12 protein-coding genes and 1 riboswitch are annotated in these 17518 nt (G+C 58.8%); of the genes, 7 read left to right on the forward strand and 5 right to left on the reverse strand.

Features of this window, described 5'->3' with window-relative positions; all coding sequences use genetic code 11:
- Positions 1 to 66 precede the first annotated feature (66 nt).
- Positions 67 to 186, reverse strand: a riboswitch (yybP-ykoY riboswitch).
- A gap of 51 nt (positions 187 to 237) precedes the next feature.
- Together DNK50_RS08230 and DNK50_RS08235 are read right to left on the reverse strand one after the other, a co-directional pair.
- Positions 238 to 1236: a class I SAM-dependent methyltransferase gene (locus DNK50_RS08230; RefSeq protein WP_112193506.1), complete on the reverse strand. Its 999-nt coding sequence runs from the start codon at positions 1234 to 1236 to the stop codon at positions 238 to 240.
- A 30-nt stretch (positions 1237 to 1266) separates the two neighbouring features.
- The gene (locus DNK50_RS08235; RefSeq protein ID WP_112193507.1) at positions 1267 to 2232 is read right to left on the reverse strand and encodes a 2-hydroxyacid dehydrogenase; all 966 of its coding nucleotides are present in this window, start codon (positions 2230 to 2232) and stop codon (positions 1267 to 1269) included.
- Positions 2233 to 2316: 84 nt separating this feature from the next.
- On the opposite strand from DNK50_RS08235, the gene DNK50_RS08240 reads away from it, so the two are divergent.
- Positions 2317 to 2949 carry a LysE family translocator gene (locus tag DNK50_RS08240; protein ID WP_112193509.1) on the forward strand — a complete coding sequence of 211 codons (633 nt, stop codon included), beginning with the start codon at positions 2317 to 2319 and terminating at the stop codon, positions 2947 to 2949.
- 94 nt (positions 2950 to 3043) lie between these two features.
- Here the strand turns inward: DNK50_RS08240 and DNK50_RS08245 are convergent, their stop codons facing one another.
- Genes DNK50_RS08245 through DNK50_RS08255 form a run of 3 tightly spaced genes read right to left on the reverse strand, consistent with a single transcriptional unit; the run spans position 3044 to position 7240 of the window.
- Complete coding sequence (locus DNK50_RS08245) at positions 3044 to 4126, reverse strand: hypothetical protein (protein WP_256595575.1); 1083 nt, start codon at positions 4124 to 4126, stop codon at positions 3044 to 3046.
- 11 nt (positions 4127 to 4137) lie between these two features.
- Positions 4138 to 5208, reverse strand: a complete 1071-nt coding sequence (locus DNK50_RS08250; protein WP_112193511.1) for a hypothetical protein — start codon at positions 5206 to 5208, stop codon at positions 4138 to 4140.
- The gene (locus DNK50_RS08255) at positions 5201 to 7240 is read right to left on the reverse strand and encodes a lipase family protein (protein WP_112193513.1); all 2040 of its coding nucleotides are present in this window, start codon (positions 7238 to 7240) and stop codon (positions 5201 to 5203) included. The genes DNK50_RS08250 and DNK50_RS08255 overlap by 8 nt, the downstream gene beginning before the upstream one ends.
- Before the next feature lie 251 nt (positions 7241 to 7491).
- Here DNK50_RS08255 and DNK50_RS08260 point away from each other — a divergent pair, with 251 nt between their 5' ends.
- From DNK50_RS08260 to DNK50_RS08285, 6 genes are all read left to right on the forward strand, one after another.
- Positions 7492 to 9174: a fatty acid--CoA ligase gene (locus DNK50_RS08260; protein ID WP_099584902.1), complete on the forward strand. Its 1683-nt coding sequence runs from the start codon at positions 7492 to 7494 to the stop codon at positions 9172 to 9174.
- Between the two features lie 331 nt (positions 9175 to 9505).
- Complete coding sequence (locus DNK50_RS08265) at positions 9506 to 11380, forward strand: DUF1302 domain-containing protein (protein ID WP_099584903.1); 1875 nt, start codon at positions 9506 to 9508, stop codon at positions 11378 to 11380.
- Between the two features lie 30 nt (positions 11381 to 11410).
- Entirely contained in the window at positions 11411 to 12775 is a 1365-nt protein-coding gene (locus DNK50_RS08270; RefSeq protein WP_112193515.1) for a DUF1329 domain-containing protein, read from the forward strand.
- A 242-nt stretch (positions 12776 to 13017) separates the two neighbouring features.
- Positions 13018 to 15747, forward strand: coding sequence for a LuxR C-terminal-related transcriptional regulator (locus tag DNK50_RS08275; protein ID WP_112193517.1), 2730 nt, complete (start codon positions 13018 to 13020; stop codon positions 15745 to 15747).
- A gap of 93 nt (positions 15748 to 15840) precedes the next feature.
- Positions 15841 to 16485 carry an MBL fold metallo-hydrolase gene (locus DNK50_RS08280; RefSeq protein WP_099584906.1) on the forward strand — a complete coding sequence of 215 codons (645 nt, stop codon included), beginning with the start codon at positions 15841 to 15843 and terminating at the stop codon, positions 16483 to 16485.
- Positions 16486 to 16717: 232 nt separating this feature from the next.
- Entirely contained in the window at positions 16718 to 17482 is a 765-nt protein-coding gene (locus DNK50_RS08285; protein WP_112193519.1) for an OmpA family protein, read from the forward strand.
- Positions 17483 to 17518 lie beyond the last annotated feature (36 nt).

Genomic DNA, 17518 nt, shown 5'->3' on the forward strand with positions numbered 1-17518 from the left:
CGACACGGCTATGACACGTACAGCCTTCCCGCCCCGGGTAAGGTGTGCGTGTCATAGGTCTTGTCAAACCCCGGTCCGTCTGTGCGGACTCCTGGGTCGCATACGCCATGGTCTGTTGACCAAGTATGTTGACGTATGCCGGACGAGCGTGGTGCTCGTGGGAGACTACTCCCCTAGGACGGAGCGGATTCTGCCTAGGCAAAATCCATTCGGCAAGCCTTCTTTTTCAAAGCGCCATCAGGGGCGCTTGGCACGGTAGATGCGAAAACCATTGCCCTCAGCCTTGATCGCACACACGCCCAAATGCTCTTCGATCAGCGGCTGGTACTTCAGGAAGCTGTTGGCAACCAGCCGAATTTCGCCACCTTTTGCCAGGTGTTTCGCCGCTTTTCGCAGCAGGTTCTCGGTAGCGAAATAATCGGTGTGCACCCCGACATGGAACGGTGGGTTGCTCAGAATCGCGTTCAAGCCCATCGGTGCAGCATCGATGCCATCACCGGTCAGCACCTCGGCCTCCAGGCCGTTGGCAGCCAGTGTCAGGCGGCTGCTGGCGGCGGCGAAGGCGTCGACATCCAGCATCGTCACGCTGTTGTGCGGGTAGCGACGTTTCACCGCAGCCCCCAACACGCCTGCGCCGCAACCGAAGTCCAGCAGATGGCCGCTCGGCAGTTTGTCCAAATGCTCCAGCAGCAACTCGGTACCACGGTCCAGGCGACCATGGCTGAACACCCCCGGCAGGCTCACGACTTTGAGCGGGCCTTCGGCCAGCGGCACTTCAAACACTTGCGCCAGGCTTTCCAGTTCCACCGCGTGCGGCGCGTTAGCCACGGTGATCTGCCACAGCTGGCAGTGCCGTGCATTGTCGAGCTTGCGCGGTTTGCCGAACGGGATCATCTGTTTGGCGGCGCTTTCGATACCGCTTTTTTTCTCGCCGACCAGAAACAGCTCGGCGCCGGGCAGGCGTGCGGCGACGGCGTTGAGCAGGTAATCGGTGAGGTCCTTGGACTTGGGCAGGAAGATCACCGCAGCGTCGAACTCACGCTCCGGCACGTTCACGCCAAATTGGCTGCGCTCGGGGAACCGCGCATCAAGCGCTGCCTGATCGCCGGCATGCCAGCACCAGGCGTGGGCGTTGGGCAGGCGGCCCAGCAGGTCGTCGGCGGGCAAGCCCACCAGCAACAGGTTGCCTTGAAAAAGTTCGGCCTGACGAAGCAGTACTTCACTGCGCGGATCCATGGTCTGCTCCTTGAAAAGGGGCGCAGTTTATCAACTGACGACGCGCAGCGGGGCGCCGCTGAAAAAGCCCAGGGCGTTTTCCGTCAGTTGGCCGACGATGCGCTGCCGCGCTTCGCGACTGCCCCAGGCATTGTGCGGGGTGACGATCAGCCGGGGAATGTCATCAGCCAGCAACGGGTTGCCGTTGACCGGTGGCTCCACACTCAGCACATCGGTGGCTGCGCCGCCCAAGTGACCGCTGCGCAAGGCATCCGCCAGCGCCTGTTCGTTGATCAAACCACCGCGTGCAGTATTGACCACCAACGCGCCGGGCTTGAGCAGTGCGAGTTCGCGGGCGCCGATAAAGTCGCGGGTATGCTCGTTGAGTGGGCAATGCAAGGTAAGGGCGTCGACCTGCCTGAGCAGCTCATCCAGAGGTACACGGTCTGCACGGGCAGGGCGACCCGGAATCGCGCCAAGCAGTACGCGCATGCCAAACGCTTCGGCCAGCCGGGCTACCGCGCCGCCCAGTTCGCCGTGGCCCAGCAGGCCGAGGGTCTTGCCTTCCAGCTCGACGATAGGATGGTCGAGCAGGCAGAACTGCTTGGCCTGTTGCCATTTGCCGGCGGCCACATCCCGTTGATAGTCCTTCAGGCGCGTCGCCAGGTTCAGCAGCAGCATGATCGTATGCTGCGCCACCGATGGCGTACCGTAGCCCTGGCAATTGCTCACGGTGATGCCCTGGGCGCGGGCGGCCTCAAGGTCGACGTTGTTGGTGCCGGTGGCCGATACCAGGATCAACTTGAGTTCCGGGCAGGCCGCCAGGGTTTCGCTGTTGAGGACGATCTTGTTACTGATGACCACCTGCACACCTTGCAGGCGCTCAATCACATTCTGCGGCGTGGTGTCCGAGTACAACTGCAGGTCGCTGAAGCAGTCTCTTAGACCGCTGAGGTCGAGGTCCCCCAGGTCCAGGGAAGGGTGATCAAGGAAGACGGCGCGGCGATTGTTCGTCATCAACTGTACCTTTTGCGACAGGGTTCGAAGGCGTAATCTGCCGAGCCTATCAGATGAAATAATCCGTTACTTAATGGAGTGAGTATGTACGTCGCCGAGTTTTTGACCGTGGCCCTGATCCACCTGTTGGCAGTGGCCAGCCCAGGCCCGGATTTCGCCGTGGTAGTACGCGAAAGCGTGACCCATGGCCGTCGCGCCGGCACCTGGACCGCACTGGGTGTGGGCTCGGCGATTTTCCTGCACGTGGGTTACTCGTTGCTGGGGATCGGCTTGATCGTGTCCCAGTCCATTGTGCTGTTCAATGCACTGAAATGGGCGGCGGCCGCGTACCTGCTGTATATCGGCTTCAAAGCCCTGCGCGCGCAGCCGGCCAAGCCCGCCGCCGAGGGCGAATTGCACCGTGAAGCGGGCGAGCGCACACCACGCGGCGCGTTTACTGCGGGCTTTGTGACCAATGGTTTGAACCCTAAGGCCACGTTGTTCTTCCTGTCGCTGTTCACCGTGGTGATCAACCCGCACACGCCGCTGGCCGTACAGGCGGGTTACGGTGTGTACCTGGCGGTGGCGACGGCGTTGTGGTTCTGCCTCGTGGCCATGCTGTTCAGCCAACAGCGCGTGCGCGCCGGGTTTGCGCGGATGGGGCATTGGTTTGATCGGACCATGGGGGCGGTTTTGATTGTGATTGGGGTGAAGTTGGCGTTTACCAGTATGAAGTGAGTCGAACTCTCTACGATAGATTAAGGTGGACTAGGGTGTTCTTTTTGGCGGAATCGAACGGTCCCGACAGCCGAACTCTGCATGGTCGACCTCATCACTTCCATACCACAGGGAACTCAACTTCGCGTAAGGGGTGAAAACTGCTCGGCAAGGGTTGCGTGAGCCCCTTATTCGTTGTCCTTTCACGGGAAATCCGCCCGTCAGCACCGACCAGTCGATAGTCATATATCGGCAGAGCATTACCCCACTCATCCACAATGAGGTACTGCCCGAAACCATGCTTTTCAGGGGACGGAATCCACTCGGGTAATAACCGTGGGCGACGGTCTGGACATCTTTCGTATTGCCAAACCGATAAACATTCACGGGCGCGTCCTGTGCGCAGGCTTTGTAGTTTCCAGAAGTCTGGCTTCGATTGACCATCAGCTACGACGCTGCCGTCGGGATAGGTGAAAACGGTGTAGTTTCCCTCTTTTTTTTCCTTTGGCCCCGCCGAATAGACGACGAAATCCGGGTGTATGACCGGTTCGAAATATACTTGCCGCGCCTGTAAAGCCCGATAACTAAGGTAGATGCTGCCCTCGCCGGTCAAGCCCACAGTTTTTTTATAAGGTCCCAAAAACTCTTCATCGACCCAAGGGTAGTAATCCTTCTTGATCGTCAGATCACCATCAACCTTGAAATCAGCTCCTCCCCGTGGTGAGTCGTTGTAGTCAAATATCACGACCACACCGCCACCTCCTCCAGCGCTCACGTTCTCGCCAAAACGCGTTGGATCGGCATACTCCACACCAAAGGTCACATTCGCCAAATGCCAGCGACACGCCCCTCCACCATCTTTTGGCAGCTCCACCTGGTAAAGATCGCTCTCTCCTTGACGCTCCAGTTCCTTGTAAACCGACTGATGCCCATCCCGTTCCATACGTTGGCCGCTGGGGCCGCGTCTGATGCTCTTACAGATGGGCGAGCGATACATCACCCACATGGTTTCGGTTTTCAGTTCCTTGGGCAGTTTCACCGTGACGGTTATTGTTTCGCTGTTGGCCGGCGGCGCCAGGCTATAGTCCTGGCGGCAGCCGCTGACGCTGAAAAACATCACGCACAAAACCATTAACCGGCGCTGCAATATGGGCCTGCGCTTGGCGGCATCCACGGACTCGACAATCGAACTTGGCATGGTCGACCTCATCACTTCCATACAACAGGGAAAACAACTTCGCGCAAGGGATGAACGCTGCTCGGCAAGGGTTGCGTGAGCCCCTTATTCGTTGTCCTTTCACGGGAAATCCGCCCGTCAGCGCCGACCAGTCGATAGTCATATATCGGCAGCGCATTACCCCACTCATCCACAATGAGGTACTGCCCGAAACCAGGCTTTTCAGGGGACGGAATCCATTCAGGTAATAACCGTGGGCGACGGTCTGGACATCTTTCGTATTGCCAAACCGATAAACATTCACGGGCGCGTCCTGTGCGCAGGCTTTGTAGTTTCCAGAAGTCTGGCTTCGATTGGCCATCAGCTACGACGCTGCCGTCGGGATAGGTGAATTTAATGAAGTTTCCAACTTTGTGTATTTTTGCCCCTTCTGAAACAACCAGTACCGCAGGATGAAAAATAGGCTCGAAATACACTTCTCGCGCCTGTAATGCATGATAGTTAATATAGATACCACCCTCGCCCGCCAAACTTATAGTCTTGCTGTACCCACCTATGAATCTTTCATGTATCCACGGGTAGTAGTCTTTCTTAATCGTCAAATCCCCATCAACTTTGATACCAAAACCGCCCCGGGGTGGGTTGTTGTAGTCAAATATCACGACCACGCCTCCTCCGGCGCCATAAGTCACGTTCTCGCCAAAACGCGTTGGATCGGCATACTCCACACCAAAGGTCACATTCGCCAAATGCCAGCGACACGCCCCTCCACCATCTTTTGGCAGCTTCACCTGGTAAAGATCGCTCTCTCCTTGACGCTCCAGTTCCTTGTAAACCGACTGATGCCCATCCCGTTCCATACGTTGGCCGCTGGGGCCGCGTCTGATGCTCTTACAGATGGGCGAGCGATACATCACCCACATGGTTTCGGTTTTCAGTTCCTTGGGCAGTTTCACGGTGACGGTTATTGTTTCGCTGTTGGCCGGCGGCGCCAGGCTGTAGTCCTGGCGGCAGCCGCTGAGGCTGAAAAACATCACACACGCGAAACTGAGCAGTCGGGTAAACCCGGTTTCGACTTTTAGCGAACTGATAGGCTTAACCATAAATTTTCTCGTAATACGCTTTGGGGTCGGCAATGGCATTAAAGCGTTGCAGCGCTTCCGCTCCGCCCTCCATTTGCTGGGTGACATGCAGGGCCTGGTCTACCAGAGCCTGCAAGTCGAGAAAAATGCGACTGCGGGCCAATTCGTCTGCATGAATGCTCCCGTAGTAGTACTTTATCTGCTGTTCGAACTTATGCCTTTCTATCTGCCGCTCCAGTAACGGATCGCGCTCGGCGTCAATCGACTCCAGTAATTGGTTGTGGATATAGGGTTGGTATTGCGACATGTAATGATCGCCAATACGCGGCATTCGCCACGTCGTCGGGAGGCTGTAGCGCGGGAAGAACCTGGCTCGGCTTTCTGCAGTCAGGGAGGTGTTGAGGCGCTGCGTGGCCTGCTCAGCCTGCTGATCACTGTCCTCGCTCAGGCTCGGGACCAAATACAACTTGGCTTTTACCGGCAGTTCATAAGTGAGCGTGCTGCGATAAGGCGAGCCGTCAGGTCTGCGGTAAGCGGGGTATGGGGTGAATTCTTGTTGCTGGTGTTGTTCGGTGCGGAGAAACAACGCGATCTCACCGTGATGGCTGTATGGGTCTTCATGCTTGAACAGGGCGCTGGTAGCAGCTTGACGTAGCGACCAACTAAACCCGGCCAGCAGGCCCATAGGGCCGTAGATGTCATACAGGTAGTTGTCTAGCGCGGCCTCGGGAGGCACGCGAGGAATAGCGTCCATGTCATTGACATGACGAAAGTGCCATAGGTCGCCCAGGAACTGCACGGCGTGGAGAGTGAAGGTGCGGGGCATGCCGTAGGTGTAGAGCAGAGGGTTATAGTCTATCAGCGAGGCAGCGTGGATGAGGCCGAGTGCGCCGCCTAGGCTATGGCCGCAGATGAAGAGCTTTTTACTTTCAATATCCTCAAAAATCGTCTTGCCCAAATCTTTGGCATACACCCGTCTCGCCATTTCAAAGGCATCACGAAACCCAAGATGCACACTGCCCACAGAAGTAAGGTCAGGACAAGGAACCTTCGGCTCGCAAACCGCAGCGATCTCGGGCTTCACAGGACGAAAGGTAGCATCAGTAATTAGATCTGCGACCCCTTCCATTTCAGTACCGCGCCAAGCCACCAAAACCTGAGAAGCACTGATAGCGTAAAACAACTGAGTGTGACCTTCCGGTGGATCTGCCTTACCAGTATCCAAGGGTTCAACCGTGACATAACGATCACTAAAAGGCACATCCGTCACGACACAGGGCCAAGCCTGGCCGTTGTCCCAAACCCTAGGTGTGCGCGACAGATCCAGGCATTGCTGTTCGAAGAGCTGCTTGACGGACCCCAGTTCGTGCTCATCCCCATTGCTATACGACAAAATACTCATCAAGCCCAGGTTGTAGGCATTGACCAGGCTGTACTCAGGCTGGTGATGCAACACCAGAGACCAGGCGCGAAAGGGGCAGACCTCCAGCACATGGCGACGGTCCAGTTCCTCATCGCTGACGGTGAAGCCGCGCCAGCCTGGCTCAGGAAAGTGAAAGGCCGGGGGCCGCTCGGGATTTGGCACAGGCGGGTCAAGAGTCGGCAACTTGTCGCAGAGTTGGCCGATACGCAAATAGTGATAGCCATGCCCGGCAGCGAGCGCCTGCTGCTCGATGGGCGAGAAGCCCGAGCGTTGCGGGACATACATCGGTGTGCGGTCTCCAATACCCGGCCGGGGCGGCTCGGCACGTTCGGCACGCAAGCGACGGTTTTTCAGTTGCTCGGCCAGCGGGTTGGCCTGCATCAGAAGCGTAATGGCCAGCGGATGCAGGCCTTCAATGCGAATCACGCCCTCGGCATCGCTGTAGCCAACGAACTCGGGTACAAAACCCTCGCGAGTGGCTTCATTCCTCGCGTAATAGGGCAGGTTTGCCAAGGGCTCGCCCTGCTCGTCCAGCAACTGGAACTCGATCCAATGCTTTATCTGTTCACCGCCAATGAAATCCTTGTACGGATTGAGGGTGTCCGTGCGGTGTATGGGATCGTTGTACATGGCGGTCCTTAGCAATGGATATGGCGAAAACCCAAAGCGTAAAGAGTTGCTATCGGTGACGAATGTCGGAAGGTTCGCTTTTCAAAGCAGGTGACTTCCTGATCTGAAGGTATATAGAAAAGGGTTGGTGCGGCTCAACGCTAGCATTCCCCCCCTCTGCAAATCATTCCTTTGGCTGATTTGGCTGAAACATAAGCGCTCTACAGTGCAGATCGTTCAGCCAAGACCGTGCAGTCATAAAAGGGATTCGTATGTTGCAGACCCGTGTTATTCCCCCCGCCGAAGGTGCATACCAATATCCACTGTTGATCAAGCGCCTGCTGATGTCCGGTGCTCGCTACGAAAAGACCCGGGAAATCGTCTATCGCGACAAGCTGCGCTACACCTACCCGACCTTGATCGAACGGGTCGCGCGCTTGGCCAATGTGCTGACCGAAGCCGGGGTCAAGGCCGGTGACACCGTGGCAGTGATGGACTGGGACAGCCATCGCTACCTGGAATGCATGTTCGCCATCCCGATGATCGGCGCGGTGATCCACACCATCAACGTGCGCCTGTCGCCGGAGCAAATTCTCTACACCATGAATCACGCCGAAGACCGCTTTGTGCTGGTCAACAGTGAGTTCGTGGGCCTGTACCAGGCCATCGCCGGGCAGCTCACTACCGTCGACAAGACCCTGCTGCTCACTGATGGCGAATCAAAGACTGCCGAGCTGCCGAATCTGGTGGGCGAGTACGAAACCCTGCTCGCCGCCGCCAGCCCCAAGTATGACTTCGAGGATTTCGACGAGCATTCTGTCGCGACCACCTTCTACACCACCGGCACCACCGGCAATCCCAAGGGCGTGTATTTCACCCATCGCCAACTGGTACTGCACACCATCGGCGTGGCGACCATCATGGGCAGCATCGACAGCGTGCGCCTGCTGGGCACCAACGACGTGTACATGCCGATCACGCCGATGTTTCACGTGCACGCCTGGGGCCTGCCGTATGTGGCGACCATGCTTGGCCTGAAGCAGGTCTACCCTGGCCGCTACGACCCGGAATACCTGGTGGAGCTGTGGCGCAAGGAAAAGGTCACCTTCTCCCACTGCGTGCCGACCATCCTGCAAATGGTGCTCAACGCCAAGGCCGCCCAAGGCGTGGATTTTGCCGGCTGGAAAATCGTCATCGGCGGCAGCGCACTCAATCGCTCGCTGTATGAGGCGGCGAAGGCGCGTGGGATTCAACTGACCGCCGCGTACGGCATGTCCGAGACTGGCCCGTTGGTGTCATGCGCTCACCTCAACGAAGAGCTGTTGGCCGGTAGCGAAGACGAGCGCATCACCTATCGCATTAAAGCCGGCGTGCCCGGACCGTTGGTGGAAGCGGCGATCATGGACACTGAGGGTAACTTCCTGCCCGCCGACGGCGAGTCCCAGGGCGAGTTGGTGTTGCGTGCGCCGTGGCTCAGCGAAGGTTATTTCAACGAGCCGCAGAAGGGCGCCGAGCTGTGGGCTGGCGGCTGGATGCACACCGGCGACGTGGCCACGCTGGATGCATTTGGTGTGATCGATATCCGCGACCGCATCAAGGACGTGATCAAGACCGGCGGCGAGTGGATCTCCTCACTGGCCCTCGAAGACCTGGTCAGCCGTCACCCGGCGGTACGCGAAGTAGCGGTGGTGGGCATCGCCGATCCGCAGTGGGGCGAGCGCCCGTTTGCGCTGTTGGTGGTGCATGATGGCCATATGATAGGGGCCCGCGAGCTCAAGGAACACCTCAAGCCATTTGTGGAATTGGGCCATTTGAGCAAGTGGGCGATTCCGAGCCAGATCGCCGTTGTTACTGAAATTCCCAAGACCAGTGTCGGCAAACTCGATAAAAAACGTATCCGTATCGACATCATCGAATGGCAGGCCAACAACAGTACCTTCCTGTCCACCCTCTGATGCCCCTCGCCGTGCCCGTTCGGGCACGGCAATGCTCTATCTTGCGCCTCTACTTGTGATTTGCCGATTTTCAGCCATCCTCTCCGCGTCGGCCTTTGCCGACATGGCGAAAGGGCTGTGGCAGACGGGTCGGTGATGCGAATCACACTTTAGAGGGATCAAGCGGTACCCCCTGCTGGCTATAGTCCTACTCAGAGTTTTTCAAGGATGCGTCGCTTCGGGCCATGGAGGTTCAGTTGCCAGGGCGGCATTGGAATCGTTGTATTCCGGCCGTTACAAGCATCACAAAAGAACTCACTGCCATAACAATAATGCACATGGAGTAGCGTCGATGACCTCAGTAAACCAGTTCTGGCGCCGGGCAAGATTGCCATTGGCCGTCAGCCTCGCCTCTACGCTCGCCGGGCCCGCATTCGGCGTCAGTTTCAATATCGGTGAAATCGAAGGGAGTTTTGACTCGTCGCTTTCTGTGGGGGCGAGCTGGTCGACAGCCAAGCCTGACCGGGATCTCATCGGCGTCAACAACGGTGGCAAGGGGTTGTCCCAGACCTCCGATGACGGTCACTTGAACTTCAAACGTGGCGAAACGTTCTCGAAGATCTTCAAGGGGATTCATGACCTGGAGCTGAAGTACGGCGATACCGGTGTGTTTGTGCGTGGCAAGTACTGGTACGACTTCGAACTCAAGGACGAGAGCCGCGAGTTCAAGGACATCAGCGATAACAATCGCAAAGAGGGCGCCAAGTCTTCCGGTGGGCAGATACTCGATGCGTTTATCTACCACAACTATTCCATTGCCGATCAGCCCGGCAACGTGCGGTTCGGTAAGCAAGTCGTTAGCTGGGGTGAAAGCACCTTCATTGGCGGCGGCATCAACTCCGTTAACCCAATTGATGTGTCCGCATTCCGTCGTCCGGGTGCAGAAATCAAGGAAGGCTTGATTCCGGTCAACATGTTCTATGTGTCGCAAACCCTGACCGATAACTTGTCGGCGGAAGCTTTTTATCAGTTGGAATGGGACCAGACCGTTACGGATAACTGCGGGACGTTCTTCTCGCAGCCTGATGTTATTTCCGATGGCTGTACCGATAACCTCCGACTGCTCAGCAAGCGTTCGTTCCTCGCGACTCAGCCCGGCGCGTTGCCGCTGCTGAATAACTTTGGGGTCAACGTCAACGAAGAAGGCGTGCTGGTCAAGCGTGGACCGGATCGCGATGCCCGCGACAGCGGTCAATTCGGCGTGGCGTTTCACTATAACTACGAGCCGTTGGACACCGAGTTCGGCGCCTACTTCATGAATTATCACAGCCGGGCTCCGATTTTCAGTGCTCGGGGGGCGTCGGCTGCGACTTATGCAGCGGCCAACTCTCTGACACCTACGCCAGCGGCGGGCCTTCGTCCGCTTATTGTCGCGGGTAACTCCAGCTACTTCGTCGAGTACCCCGAGGATATCCGCCTTTATGGTTTGAGCTTCTCCACAACGTTACCTACCGGCACAGCCTGGAGCGGAGAACTCAGCTACCGGCCAAACGCTCCGGTGCAGCTCAACACAACCGACATTCTCTATGCGGGCGTCACGCCGTTGATCGGCCTGGGTGCAGCTTCTCCGCTTAAAGGGGCTGCCGACACGGATCTGAATGGCTACCGTCGTAAGGAAATCACTCAGTTCCAGACAACCTTTACGCACTTTTTCGATCAGGTCATGGGGGCAAGCCGCCTGACGTTGGTAGGCGAAGTGGGTGTGACTCACGTAGGTGGCCTGGAAAGCCGTGACAAGGCACGTTACGGGCGTGACCCCGTTTATGGTCCTGGACAAGGTGCCCTGTGTGCAGCGCTTAACACCGGCACGATCACTGGGGCTGGTGCTGGCGCCGACGGCAGTAACCGTACTGCAAATTGCAATAACGACGGTTTCACCACGTCCACTTCCTGGGGCTACCGTGGCCGCGCAATCTGGGAGTACCCGGATGTCTTCGCAGGGGTGAACCTCAAGCCTAACGTGGCGTGGTCCCATGACGTGAGTGGTTACTCGCCAGGTCCTGGCGGCAACTTTGAAGAGGGTCGTAAGGCGGTGAGCCTGGGGTTGGACGCTGAATACCAGAACACCTACACGGCGAGTCTTGCCTACACCAACTTCTTTGGTGGCGACTTCAACACGTCGAATGACCGCGACTTCGTCGCCCTGAGCTTCGGCGCGAACTTCTAAGCACACTGTATTTTCAGGAAGAACCAGAACATGAAAATAACCAAAAGTCTGTTGCACGTGGGTGTGCTTGGACTGTCGATCCTGGCGAGCAACGTCATGGCGGCAGTGTCGGCGGATGAAGCCGCCAAGCTGGGCACCTCCCTGACCCCGATGGGCGCTGAAATGGCTGGTAACGCCGCCGGCACCATCCCGAAATGGTCACCGCTGCCGACCAATGCCGGTGCAGTGGATGCCAAAGGTTTCCTCGCCAACCCGTACGCCAGCGAGCAGCCGCAATTCACCATCACCGCGCAAAACGTCGAGCAGTACAAAGACAAGCTGGCACCGGGGCAGTACGCGATGTTCAAGCGTTACCCGGAAACCTTCAAGATGCCGGTCTACCCGACCCATCGTGGCGCCACCGTGCCGGCGGAGGTGTTCGCCTCCATCAAGAAGAACGCCACCACCACCAACCTGGTGTCCGGCGGCAACGGCCTTGAGAACTTCGAAACGGCCGTGCCGTTCCCGATTCCGAAAACGGGCGTCGAGGTTATCTGGAACCACATCACCCGTTATCGCGGTGGCAGCGTGACCCGCCTGGTGACCCAGGCCACGCCGCAAACCAACGGTTCCTACAGCCTGGTGTACTTCCGCGACCAGTTCGTGTTCCGCGACAAGATGAAGGACTTCGACCCGAAAAACCCAGGCAACGTGCTGTTCTACTTCAAGCAGCAAGTGACCGCGCCAGCACGCCTGGCCGGTGGTGTGCTGCTGGTGCACGAAACCCTGGACCAGGTGAAGGAACCGCGTTCGGCGTGGGTCTACAACGCCGGCCAGCGCCGTGTGCGCCGGGCGCCGCAAGTGTCCTATGACGGGCCGGGCACTGCCGCCGATGGCCTGCGGACTTCCGACAACCTCGACATGTACAACGGTGCGCCGGATCGCTACGACTGGAAACTGGAAGGCAAGAAGGAAATCTACATCGCCTCCAACAGCTACAAGATCGACGATCCGAAGCTCAAGTACGCCGACATCATCAAGGCCGGCCACATCAACCAGGACCTGACACGCTACGAGCTGCGCCGCGTCTGGCACGTGGTCGCCACCTTGAAGGAAGGCCAGCGCCATATCTATGCCAAGCGTGACTTCTTCATCGACGAAGACACCTGGCAAGCCGCGGTGATCGATCACTACGACGGTCGTGGCCAACTGTGGCGCGTCGCCGAAGCCCATGCCGAGAACTACTACGACAAACAAGTACCGTGGTACGCCCTGGAAACCCTCTACGACCTGCAGTCCGGCCGCTACCTGGCCCTGGGCATGAAGAACGAAGAGAAGCAGGCGTATGACTTCGGCTTCACCGCCACCACCAGCGACTTCACTCCAGCGGCTTTGCGCCAGGACGGTGTTCGCTAAGCTGCAGCTGTAACCCAATGTGGGAGGGGGCTTGCCCCCGATAGCAGTGTGACAGTCAGCCTGGGCATTGACTGATCCACCGCCATCGGGAGCAAGCCCCCTCCCACTTTTTGTTTGTCGCGATATTTTTTGTCGCAGTTCTTTTTCAGGCAAATGTTTCAAAGATCTACAAACCTGCTGCTTTTACCGCTAGTCTGCGGACATCTGCAATGCCGACAACAGCCTTCTACAAGAGCCCGGCGATGACTGATCTGTCTCGAATCCATGGGCCTGCCAGTGTGGTAGTCCCGACCCTGGAAGCTCGTTTCTACAGGCCTCCGCTGCCTGACGGCTACGTGCTGCGCCCCCGCCTGTGTGAACGGCTGAGCGCTGGCCTCGACGGGCGGTTGCTGCTGGTCAGCGCCCCGGCGGGTTTCGGCAAGAGTTCGCTGGCGGTGGAGTTCTGCCAGAGCCTGCCGTCCCACTGGCAAAGCCTGTGGTTGGGCCTGAACCCTCGGGACAACGACCCAGGACGCTTCCTTGAGCGCCTGCTCGAAGGGTTGCAGCAGTACTTCCCCGCACTCGGCGCTCAATCCCTGGGCCTGCTGAAAATGCGCCAGCGTCACCAACCTTTTGCCTTTGAAGAATGGCTGGATGGCTTGCTTGATGAGCTGGCGGTCCATCTGTCCACGCGGGCGCCGTTGCTGCTGGTGCTGGACGACTATCACCTGGCCCAGGGCCCGGTGCTGGACCGCTGCCTGCAGTTTTTCCTCAATCATCTGCCTGACGGCCTGGTGGTACTGGTTACCAGTCGCCAGCGCCCGGACTGGCATCTGGCACGCTTGCGCCTGTCGCGGCACCTGTTGGAGTTGCACGAGCAAGACCTGCGCCTGACCCATGCCGAATCCCAGGCGCTGTTGGATCGCCACAGCAGTTCCCTGAGCGGTGAGGCCCTCGACAACCTGATCCGCCGCAGCGAAGGCTGGGTGGCGGGACTGCGCTTCTGGCTGCTGGCGGCTTCCGAAGCTGGCAACGAAGGCGCCTTGCCGCAAAACCTGCACGGTGGGGAAGGGCTGATCCGCGACTATTTGCTGGAAGAGGTGATCGACTGCCTGCCGCCCGACGTGCAGGCGTTCCTGTTCGATACGGCCCCCCAGGATCGTTTCTGCAGCGAATTGTGCGACGCCGTGCGCGAAGCCCATGATAGCGCCGAGATCCTGCGTTACCTGCAAGCCCACCAGGTTTTCCTGGTGCCCTTGGACGAGCAGGGCCATTGGTACCGCTACCATCATTTATTCTCCGACCTGCTGCGCACCCGCCGTGCGAGCAGCAATGTACTGCCGGCCGCCAGCCTGCACCTGCGCGCTTGCCGCTGGTTCAACGGCCAAGGCTTGATCGACGAGGCGGTAGAGCAGGCGTTACGCGCCAGGCACCTGGACGTTGCGGCCAGCCTGGTGCAGAACCTGTCCGAAGAGCAGCTGCTGGCCGAGCAGAATGTCGGCATGTTGCTGCGCTGGAAAATGGACTTGCCCGACAGTCTGTTGATCAGCACACCGCGTTTGATCGTGCTGTACAGCTGGGCACTGGGATTGGCCTGTCAGTTGGATGCTGCGGAAGAACTGTCCGGCTACCTCAGTCGCTTCCTGCCCGCTCCGTCGGCCACGGCGCAAAAGTCGATGCTGGCCCAGTGGCTGGCGCTGAGCGGGATTATCGCCCGTGGCCGGGGTGACCGTGAGTTGACTGAGCGTTATTGCAGCGAGGCCTTGGAAAGTCTGCCGCAACGGCGTTACGGGCAACGTCTGGTGTGCCTGTCGACGCTGTCCAATCTGGCGATTGCCAATGGTGACTTGTGGCGCGCCCGTGGGCTGAACCGCGAATCACTGGAGTTGGCGCAGCGCGTCGGCAACCCGTTGTTTGAAGCCTTGGCCCATTACGATCGTGCGCGGGTATTGCAAGCACGCGGCGAAATCCTGCGGGCTCTTGATGAAGTACGCCAGGGCCTGCAACGTTTGCACGGGCTGGCGCCGCAGCGGCTTTACGCGGTACGTGCGCGTTTGTCGTTGTACGAAGGTTATCTGCTGTTGGTGCGCAATCAGCCGGAAGCCGGTATCGCCCATCTGCGCGCAGGCCTGGCGGAGGCGCGCGCCTGTCGCGACATCAGCGTCCTGATCGGCCATTGCGTGATCGCCAGCTTCGAAGGGCGGCGCAATGACTTCTCCAAAGCCTTCGCCGAGCTCGCCGAGGCCGAACGTTTGATGCATATCTGGGACGTGCCGCCCATCTACTACCTGGCGATGATCACCCTGATCAAATGCGAGCTGTGGCTGGCCCAGGGCCGCACCGACCTGGCCGACGCCTGGTTGACGCGGCTGGGGCAGACCTACAATGGCGAGCAGGCTGCCGCTGCGCCGGAATTCCACCCGCATTTGCCGCAACATATCGGGCTGCAACAAGCCGCCCTCGATGCCATCCGCCATCAGCCCGAGGCCGCATTGCAACGGCTCGACGCACTGGCGCAACAGGCCCATGACAGTGGGCGCCAGATGATTGCCTTGATGGCGCTTACCCAGCAGGCACAGTTGCTGCTGGACGGCGGTCAGGAAGCCAAGGCGCGGCCGGTATTGGCGCGAGCGCTTGAGGCCGGTGCCGGAGGAGCGTTGCAACCTTTCCAGAGGCTGCTGGAAAACCACCCGGACTGGATGCGCGAGCAACTTGGCAAGGATCCCCAGGGCGTGCTGAATCAGAGCCTTGTGGTGCTGCTGCCCGTCGTTGTGGCGGCTGACGTGTCACCTAACCATGAGGCCCTGAGCGTCCGGGAACTGGCCGTGTTGCAACTCATTGCCCAAGGCTGCTCCAACCAGGAAATCAGCAACCGACTGTTTATCTCACTGCACACCGTCAAGACCCACGCCAGCCACATCAACAGCAAGCTTGGCGTGGAGCGACGCACCCAGGCGGTGGCGCGGGCGCAGGAGCTTAGGTTGATTGGCTAGCGTGTTTACTCGCGCTGGAGCGGCAAGCTCTCCCCTTCTGTTTTAATAGTGCGTTTACTTCAGCGCTATTTGATTTGCACCCGAGGACTGCCCATGGAACCCACAACGCCCGCGCTCATCCGCGAAACCTTCCCCGTCGGACCCCTGCAATGCAACTGCACTATCATCGGCGATCCCATCACCAAAAAAGCCATCGTGGTCGACCCCGGCGGCAACCACGAGCTGATCCTGGCGCGCCTCGATGCGCTGGGCCTCAAGGTTGTGAGCATCATCCACACTCACGCCCACCTCGATCACTTCCTGGCATCCGGCCAGTTGAAAGAGAAAACCGGCGCCACGTTGCACCTGCACAAGGAAGATCAGTTCCTGTGGGACAACCTGGAAATGCAGTGCCAGATGTTTCGCGTGCCTTATACCCCGGTGCCGTCGCCGGACCGGTGGCTGGAAGATGACGAAGAATTGGCCTGCGGCTGCGGCGTAGCCTTGCATACGCCGGGTCACACGCCGGGATCGATGAGTTTCTGGTTTGCCGATGCCAAGCTGCTGATCGCCGGCGACACGCTTTTCCGGCGTGGCGTGGGGCGCACGGATTTGTGGGGTGGGGACCAGGCCACTATCGTGCGCTCGATCAAACAGCGGCTTTACACGCTGGACGAGGGCGCCACGGTGGTCACCGGTCACGGGCCGGATACGCGCTTGGGCGAGGAGATGCGCGAGAATCCATTTGTGCGGGCTTGAGGGGATGGCTGCAGGCTGAGGTTGTTCTCTGAGGGGCAATCTGTTGTAGCAAATACGCAGGTCGCGTTCAGCTGAGGTCTGCTACGTTTTCTATAGCGGTAATGTGGCTAACCTTTTGTTACAGCTGCGCGAGTGGTCACGGAATTTTTGCCATTTGTCGTGTTCAAAACTCGGCACTGGTCCATTGCCAATGTCCTCTGCACCACAGAATGCAAAAGTAGGAGCTCTCTTCATGTTCACTCCGCGTCGTCTGCTTGTTGTCGCCACCGCCGTAGCCCTGTTGTCCGGCTGCGCTTCACCTAATCCTTATGACGGCAGCAGCCAGGGACAGGCGAATAATGAATCCAGCGGTATGAGCAAAACCGCCAAGTACGGCGGCCTTGGTGCTCTGGCCGGTGCATTGGCCGGTGCTGCCATCGACCATAACAACCGTGGCAAGGGCGCACTGATCGGTGCGGTGGTTGCAGGTGCTGGCGCAGCGGGTTACGGCTACTACGCCGACCAACAGGAAAAGAAACTGCGCGAGAGCATGGCCAACACCGGGGTTGAAGTGCAGCGCCAAGGCGATCAGATCAAGCTGATCATGCCGGGCAACATCACCTTTGCCACCAACTCGGACGCGATCTCCAGCAGCTTCTATCAGTCGCTGAACAACCTGGCCAACTCCCTCAAGCAGTTCAACCAGAACACCATCCAGATCGTGGGCTACACCGACAGTACCGGTAGCCGCCAGCTGAACATGGACCTGTCCCAGCGTCGTGCGCAGAGCGTGGCCAACTACCTGACCTCCCAAGGCGTCAACGGTGCCAACCTGAGCGCACGAGGTGCCGGCCCGGATAACCCGATTGCCAGCAATGCCGACGTTAACGGTCGCGCCCAGAACCGTCGCGTAGAGGTCAACCTTGGGCCAATTCCAGGTCAGCAATACGGCGGTCAGCAGCAGGCGCCTCAACAAAACAACCAGTTCCAGGGCAACCCGTACCAGCAGTACCAGTAAACAGCGAAATAAAAAGGGCGCCGTGCAATCAATGCA

The organism is Pseudomonas sp. LG1E9 (assembly GCF_003290225.1).
GTDB classification, from domain to species: domain Bacteria; phylum Pseudomonadota; class Gammaproteobacteria; order Pseudomonadales; family Pseudomonadaceae; genus Aquipseudomonas; species Aquipseudomonas cyclaminis.

Bases quoted from the DNA above. Each gene is read 5' to 3' on its own strand.
- DNK50_RS08240 (WP_112193509.1), top strand. From the start codon at position 2,317: ATGTACGTCGCCGAGTTTTTGACCGTGGCCCTGATCCACCTGTTGGCA.
- DNK50_RS08255 (WP_112193513.1), bottom strand. From the start codon at position 7,240: ATGTACAACGATCCCATACACCGCACGGACACCCTCAATCCGTACAAG.
- DNK50_RS08245 (WP_256595575.1), bottom strand. From the start codon at position 4,126: ATGCCAAGTTCGATTGTCGAGTCCGTGGATGCCGCCAAGCGCAGGCCC.
- DNK50_RS08230 (WP_112193506.1), bottom strand. From the start codon at position 1,236: ATGGATCCGCGCAGTGAAGTACTGCTTCGTCAGGCCGAACTTTTTCAA.
- DNK50_RS08260 (WP_099584902.1), top strand. From the start codon at position 7,492: ATGTTGCAGACCCGTGTTATTCCCCCCGCCGAAGGTGCATACCAATAT.
- DNK50_RS08285 (WP_112193519.1), top strand. From the start codon at position 16,718: ATGTTCACTCCGCGTCGTCTGCTTGTTGTCGCCACCGCCGTAGCCCTG.
- DNK50_RS08275 (WP_112193517.1), top strand. From the start codon at position 13,018: ATGACTGATCTGTCTCGAATCCATGGGCCTGCCAGTGTGGTAGTCCCG.
- DNK50_RS08265 (WP_099584903.1), top strand. From the start codon at position 9,506: ATGACCTCAGTAAACCAGTTCTGGCGCCGGGCAAGATTGCCATTGGCC.
- DNK50_RS08250 (WP_112193511.1), bottom strand. From the start codon at position 5,208: ATGGTTAAGCCTATCAGTTCGCTAAAAGTCGAAACCGGGTTTACCCGA.
- DNK50_RS08270 (WP_112193515.1), top strand. From the start codon at position 11,411: ATGAAAATAACCAAAAGTCTGTTGCACGTGGGTGTGCTTGGACTGTCG.
- DNK50_RS08280 (WP_099584906.1), top strand. From the start codon at position 15,841: ATGGAACCCACAACGCCCGCGCTCATCCGCGAAACCTTCCCCGTCGGA.
- DNK50_RS08235 (WP_112193507.1), bottom strand. From the start codon at position 2,232: ATGACGAACAATCGCCGCGCCGTCTTCCTTGATCACCCTTCCCTGGAC.